The organism is Nocardioides sp. (genome assembly GCF_036405735.1).
GTDB lineage: Bacteria > Actinomycetota > Actinomycetes > Propionibacteriales > Nocardioidaceae > Nocardioides.
On sequence record NZ_DASWXC010000023.1, the window covers coordinates 1 to 5476 of the forward strand.

Sequence of the window (5476 nt, forward strand, 5' to 3'; positions counted from 1 at the left end):
CGGCCGGGCTGCTGCGGCTGCACGCCGACCGGATCCGGCTCGTCGAGCGGGAGCAGCAGCTCCGGCAGCGGTTCGCGGCGGCGCATCCCTCGGTGCCGACCACCGTCGTACCCGCGCTCCCGGAGGACGTCCACGACCTCGACGGCCTGCGCCGGATCGGGGAGCTGCTCGCCCAGGACTGAGACGTCCCGAGGAACGTCAGACGGTCGCGTCCTGCTCGGTGCGCGCAGCCTCGAGGACGGTGCGCCAGCTGGCGTTGGGTCGCCGGCGGAGCAGCGCACGGCGCTCCCGCTCGGTCATCCCGCCCCAGACCCCCCACTCGATCTGGTTGTCGAGCGCCTCGGCCAGGCACTCGGTGCGTACCGGGCAGGCGCTACAGACCTGCTTGGCCTTGTTCTGCTCGGCGCCTCGTACGAACAGCTCGTCCGGCGCCGCCGCCCGGCAGGCGGCCTTCGGTGCCCAGTCCTCAACCCACATGTTGTGTCCCCATGTTGTTCTCTGCCAGCGGTGTCTGTCCCCACGATGACCGCCGCTGGCAACCCGTAGTGTCAACGTAAAGCGCCACGGCAGGCATGGCCTAGACCTGTTCGACCCAAGTTCGCTAGTCCCATATGACTAGCCCGGCAGTGCCATCCTGGGACCCGAGGCCCAGTTGCGCCGGCGCGGCGCGGGAGCCGGCGTCACGTACCCTTGGCCGCATGCCGAACCGTCCCGCCGACCGAGTGCCGGCCGTGCAGCTGCTCCCGCACCTGGGTGTCATGCTCGCCGTGGCCGCCGTCCTCGGGGTCGTGGTCGCCGGTCTCGCGATCCCGTTCGCGGGGGTCGCCGGCATCGGCGCCCGCAACGTCGCGCGCAGCATCGAGCACCTCCCCGAGGAGCTCGACACCGGCGAGCTCGCCCAGCGCACCCGGATCGTCGACTCCGAGGGCAAGCTGATCACCACCCTCTTCGACGAGAACCGCGTCAACCGGTCGCTGGGCCAGATCTCCCGCGTCATGGTCCAGGCGATCGTCTCCATCGAGGACTACCGCTTCTACCAGCACGGTGCACTCGACCTGAAGGGCACGCTGCGCGCCTTCCTCACCAACCAGGCCAACAACGGCGTGGTCCAGGGTGGCTCATCGATCACGCAGCAGCTGGTCAAGCAGACGCTGCTCGCGCAGGCGACCACGCCGGAGGAGCGCAAGGCCGCCACCGACGACAGCTATGCCCGCAAGATCAAGGAGCTGCGCTACGCGATCGCGCTGGAGCAGAAGTACTCCAAGGACTGGATCCTCGAGCGCTACCTCAACACCGTCTACTTCGGCGACGGCGCGCACGGCGTCCAGGCGGCCGCCCGCCACTACTTCGGCGTCAATGCCAGCAAGCTCAACCTGACCCAGGCAGCAACGCTGGCAGGTTTGGTCAAGAACCCCACCGGCTACGACCCGACCAACGCGCCCGACCGCGCGCTGGCCCGACGCAACGTCGTGCTGGACCGGATGGCCGAGCTCAAGGTCGTGAGCCGGCAGAAGGCCGAGGAGGCCAAGGCCAGCGACCTCGGGCTGGACGTGCAGAAGTCGCAGAACGGCTGCGTGAACTCCTCCGCGCCGTTCTTCTGCGACTACGTCGTACGCCGGCTGCTCTCCGACCCGACCCTCGCGCAGACGCCGGAGGAGCGCCGCAAGCTGCTCTACTCCGGCGGCCTCACCATCAAGACGACGCTGCGGCTGGGCGACCAGCGCGCGGCCGACGCCTCGGTCGAGCGGCACGTGCACCCCACGGACCAGGCGATCGGCGGTCTGGCCGTCGTGGAGCCCGGCACCGGCAACCTCTTCGCGCTCTCCCAGTCCCGCCCGATGGGCCGCAGCAAGAAGAAGGGGCAGACCTACCTCAACTACGTCGTCCCGCAGGAGTACGGCGACTCCGCCGGCTTCCAGGCCGGCTCCACCTTCAAGGCCTTCGTGCTGGCGTCCGCGGTCAACCAGGGCATCGCGCTGAACACCACGATCAACGCCAAGCGTGACATGGTCTTCCAGCAGTCCGACTTCGCCAACTGCCCCGGTGAGGGCAACTTCGTCGGCGAGTGGAAGGTCGGCAACTCCACGACCAGCGGCATCAAGAACCTCTACACCGGCACGCGCGAGTCGGTGAACACCTTCTACGCCCAGCTCGAGATGCGCACCGGGCTGTGCGACCCGTTCAACCTCGCCAAGGCGATGGGGATCAAGCTGACCCAGCCCACGGGGCCGGGCGCGGAGCGGATCCCCTCCTTCACCCTGGGCGTGGCGAACGTCAGCCCGCTGGAGATGGCCGAGGCCTACGCCACCTTCGGCGCCCGCGGGCTGCACTGCGACACCCGCCCGGTGACGCAGATCCTCGACGCCAACGGCAACGTGGTGAAGAACTACGAGCCGAGCTGCCAGCAGGTGATGACCAACGGCGTCGCCGACGCCGTCAATGACGTTCTCCGCGGCGTCCAGGAGCCGGGTGGCTTCGGGTACGACATCAGTCGGACCGACCTCAGCAACGCGTCCGGGCAGCGCGTCCCGTCGGCCGCCAAGACCGGAACCACGCAGGACGGCAAGTCAGTCTGGTACGTCGGCTACTCGCCGCAGGTCGCCGCGGCCGCCATGATCGCCGGCGCCAACTCCGTGGGCCAGCCGATGGGCCTCAAGGGCCAGGTCATCGGAGGGCGCCTGATCCAGTCCGCCTCGGGCTCCGGCTTCGCCGGCCCGATGTGGGCCGACGCCATGCACGAGATCGACGACCGGCTGGACCCCATCGACTTCGTGAAGCCGCCGTCCGACATCGTCAACGGCCACAAGGTCGACGTACCCAACGTCAGCGGCATGAGCGTCGACGAGGCCAAGCGGCGGCTGCGCGACGCGGGCTTCAACGTCAGCGTCGCCAGCTCGGTCCGCTCACCGGTCCGCAAGGGCCTGGTGGCCTACACCTCCCCCAGCGGGACCGCGGTCGAGAAGAGCGTCGTGCTCATCTACCCGTCCAAGGGACAGCCCAAGAAGCGCAAGAAGCGGTCGGCGGGGACCGAGGCGCCGGCGACGGCGGAGATCCCCGATCTCGACGTCGACTTCGGTGGCCCGGGTGACGACGACGCGGGCGACGGCAACAACGGTCGCGGCAACGACGACTGAGTTCCTGCTGGTCGGCCGGCGGACCGGTCAGGCGCCGAGCTGGCGGCGTACCTCCGCCGCGACCGCGCCACCGTCGGCGCGGCCCTTGACCTGCGGCGTCACCACGCCCATGACCTTGCCCATGGCGCGCATGCCGTCGGCGGCGGCGCCGGTCTGCTCGATGGCGGCGGCGACCAGGCCGGCGATCTCGTCGGCGGAGAGCTGTGCGGGCAGGTAGTCGGCGATCACCTCGGCCTCGGCCCGCTCGCGCGCCGCACTCTCCTCACGACCGCCGTCGGCGAACGCCGTGGCCGCCTCGCGGCGCTTCTTGGCCTCGCTCGACAGCACCGTGAGGATGTCGTCGTCGGACAGCTCGCGGTGCTCCTTGCCGGCGACCTCGGCGTTGGTGACCGCGGTGAGCACCATCCGCAGCGTGGCGGCGCGCAGCTCGTCGCGCGACTTCATCGCGGTGGTGAGGTCGGCGCGGAGACGGTCCTTGAGAGTGCTCATGCGGGCCATTGTGGCAGCCTTGCCGCATGCGGCACTCCCCCCTTTCCGGCAGCCGTTCCCGCGGTCGTTCGCGCGCCCTGACCGGCCTCCTCGGCCGTACGGCGGCCGCCGGAGCGCTCGCCGGAGCGGGGCTGACCGGCTATGCCTTGTGGGAGGCCCGGCAGTACACCCTGCGGCGCGTCACCGTGCCCGCCCTGCCCGCCGGGGCCGACCCGGTGCGCGTGCTGCACCTCTCCGACCTCCACCTGGTGCCGACCCAGGAGCGGAAGCTGGCGTGGCTCTCCTCGCTGTCCCTGCTGCGTCCGGACCTGGTCGTCAACACCGGCGACAACCTGGCGCACGCCGACGCCGTGCCGCCCCTGCTCGACGCGCTCGGCCCGCTGCTGGACGTGCCGGGGGTCTTCGTGCTCGGCTCCAACGACTACTTCACGCCGACGTTGCGGAACCCGCTGCGCTACCTCCTCCCCGACGACGGCCACCGCCACACCGACGTGCCCCCGCTGCCGTGGCCGGACCTGGTCGCCGGCTTCACCCGTGGCGGTTGGCTGGACCTGACCAACCGGTTCGGCACCCTCGAGGTCGCGGGCGTACGGCTGGCGTTCGCCGGCGTCGACGACCCGCATCTGGGCTACGACCGGCTGGCCGACGTCGCCGGGCCGGCGCCGCGCGACGCCGACCTGCGCGTCGGAGTCACGCATGCGCCGTACCTGCGCGTGCTCGATCAGTACGCCGCCGACGGCTACGAGCTCGTCCTGGCCGGCCACACGCACGGCGGCCAGGTGCGGCTCCCCGTTCCCGGCGGGAGCCGGGCGCTGACGACCAACTGCGACCTCGAGCCGGCCCGCGCCAGCGGCCTGCACCGCCACCCTGCAGCGTCGCGGGCGGGGGATCCGGACTCCTCGTGGCTGCACGTCTCCGCGGGGGTCGGCACCTCGCCGTACGCCCGGATCCGGGTGGCCTGCCGGCCCGAGGCGACGCTGCTGACGCTCGCCCCCGCCGAGGCGTCCGTGGCGTGAGTGCCGATTCGGACGGCGGCGGCTGCTCCGGTATGCTCCGGTGCTTGTGAGCCCGGCTCTGCCGGGATCATGATCGGGGTGTGGCGCAGCTTGGTAGCGCGCTTCGTTCGGGACGAAGAGGCCGCAGGTTCAAATCCTGTCAGCCCGACATTGTGAGGTCCGGATCCATCTCCATGGGTCCGGGCCTCGCGGCATTTGAGCAAGGCGATCACCAACGACACGGTCGTACGCCGTGACAGGCGGGCCCCGGTCAGCTGCCCGGAGCCCACACACAACGGCGCATGGGCCCGTGAATCTCGCTGCACACTCCGCTGGACATTCGCCTCGTCGTGCCCGGCCCATCTGGCAGACTGCCCGCCATGGCAGATAAGGACTTGGGCGACGGCCCGTCGTTGGAGATGCCCTCGTTGGGCAGCCTCTTCAAGCGAAAGAAGAAGGACAAGGGGCCCGCCACCGACGACACCACCCCCACCGCCGAGGACTTCGATGCCCTCGTGCGGGGCGAGAAGTCTGATGACGCCAGCACGGTCGGCACCAAGGTGGAGGCATCGGCCGAGGTCGAGACGTCCGACGCCGAGCCCGCATCCGAGCCCGTCCCGGAGGCCGCACCGGAGACCAGCGCCGCGGCGACCACCGCCACGACCGAGCCCGACGACGAGCCCACAGTGGTGGTCCCGCCGATCGATGACCCGGTCGAGGTCGAGGACACTCCCGCGCCGGTCGTCGTGGACGACACCGAGGACACGGCCGTTGCCGAGGACACGGCGATCATCGAGGTCCCGGACCAGCCGGACGAGATCTCGGACGGCGTTGAGGACACCGCGGTCATCCCCCCAT

At 70.7% G+C, this 5476-nt stretch carries 5 protein-coding genes, 1 tRNA gene and 1 pseudogene; 5 read left to right on the forward strand and 2 right to left on the reverse strand.

What is annotated here, in order from left to right:
• Nucleotides 1–182 (forward strand): annotated as a pseudogene (locus tag VGE38_RS04165) (ArsA family ATPase); the annotation flags it as partial.
• Nucleotides 183–198: 16 nt separating this feature from the next.
• On the opposite strand, the gene VGE38_RS04170 reads toward VGE38_RS04165, so the two are convergent.
• Nucleotides 199–477 (reverse strand): WhiB family transcriptional regulator, encoded by a 279-nt coding sequence (locus VGE38_RS04170; protein ID WP_331141275.1) that lies wholly within the window; start codon nucleotides 475–477, stop codon nucleotides 199–201.
• Between the two features lie 221 nt (nucleotides 478–698).
• Between VGE38_RS04170 and VGE38_RS04175 the strand changes: the two genes are divergently transcribed.
• Entirely contained in the window at nucleotides 699–3134 is a 2436-nt protein-coding gene (locus VGE38_RS04175; protein ID WP_331141276.1) for a transglycosylase domain-containing protein, read from the forward strand.
• Nucleotides 3135–3161: 27 nt separating this feature from the next.
• Here VGE38_RS04175 and VGE38_RS04180 read toward each other — a convergent pair whose 3' ends face one another.
• A complete protein-coding gene (locus tag VGE38_RS04180; protein WP_331141277.1) occupies nucleotides 3162–3623 on the reverse strand; it encodes a GatB/YqeY domain-containing protein in 462 nt (153 codons plus the stop codon).
• A gap of 26 nt (nucleotides 3624–3649) precedes the next feature.
• On the opposite strand from VGE38_RS04180, the gene VGE38_RS04185 reads away from it, so the two are divergent.
• The 3 genes from VGE38_RS04185 to VGE38_RS04195 form a co-directional block, all read left to right on the forward strand.
• Nucleotides 3650–4639: a metallophosphoesterase gene (locus VGE38_RS04185; protein WP_331141278.1), complete on the forward strand. Its 990-nt coding sequence runs from the start codon at nucleotides 3650–3652 to the stop codon at nucleotides 4637–4639.
• 74 nt (nucleotides 4640–4713) lie between these two features.
• A tRNA-Pro gene (locus VGE38_RS04190) sits at nucleotides 4714–4787 on the forward strand.
• Nucleotides 4788–4998: 211 nt separating this feature from the next.
• Nucleotides 4999–5476: hypothetical protein (locus VGE38_RS04195; protein WP_331141279.1), on the forward strand; the 478-nt coding region annotated here is incomplete at its 3' end.

What these genes read in the sequence shown, in the direction of transcription:
- VGE38_RS04170 (WP_331141275.1), bottom strand. Translation starts at nt 477, where the DNA reads ATGTGGGTTGAGGACTGGGCACCGAAGGCCGCCTGCCGGGCGGCGGCG.
- VGE38_RS04175 (WP_331141276.1), top strand. Translation starts at nt 699, where the DNA reads ATGCCGAACCGTCCCGCCGACCGAGTGCCGGCCGTGCAGCTGCTCCCG.
- VGE38_RS04180 (WP_331141277.1), bottom strand. Translation starts at nt 3,623, where the DNA reads ATGAGCACTCTCAAGGACCGTCTCCGCGCCGACCTCACCACCGCGATG.
- VGE38_RS04185 (WP_331141278.1), top strand. Translation starts at nt 3,650, where the DNA reads ATGCGGCACTCCCCCCTTTCCGGCAGCCGTTCCCGCGGTCGTTCGCGC.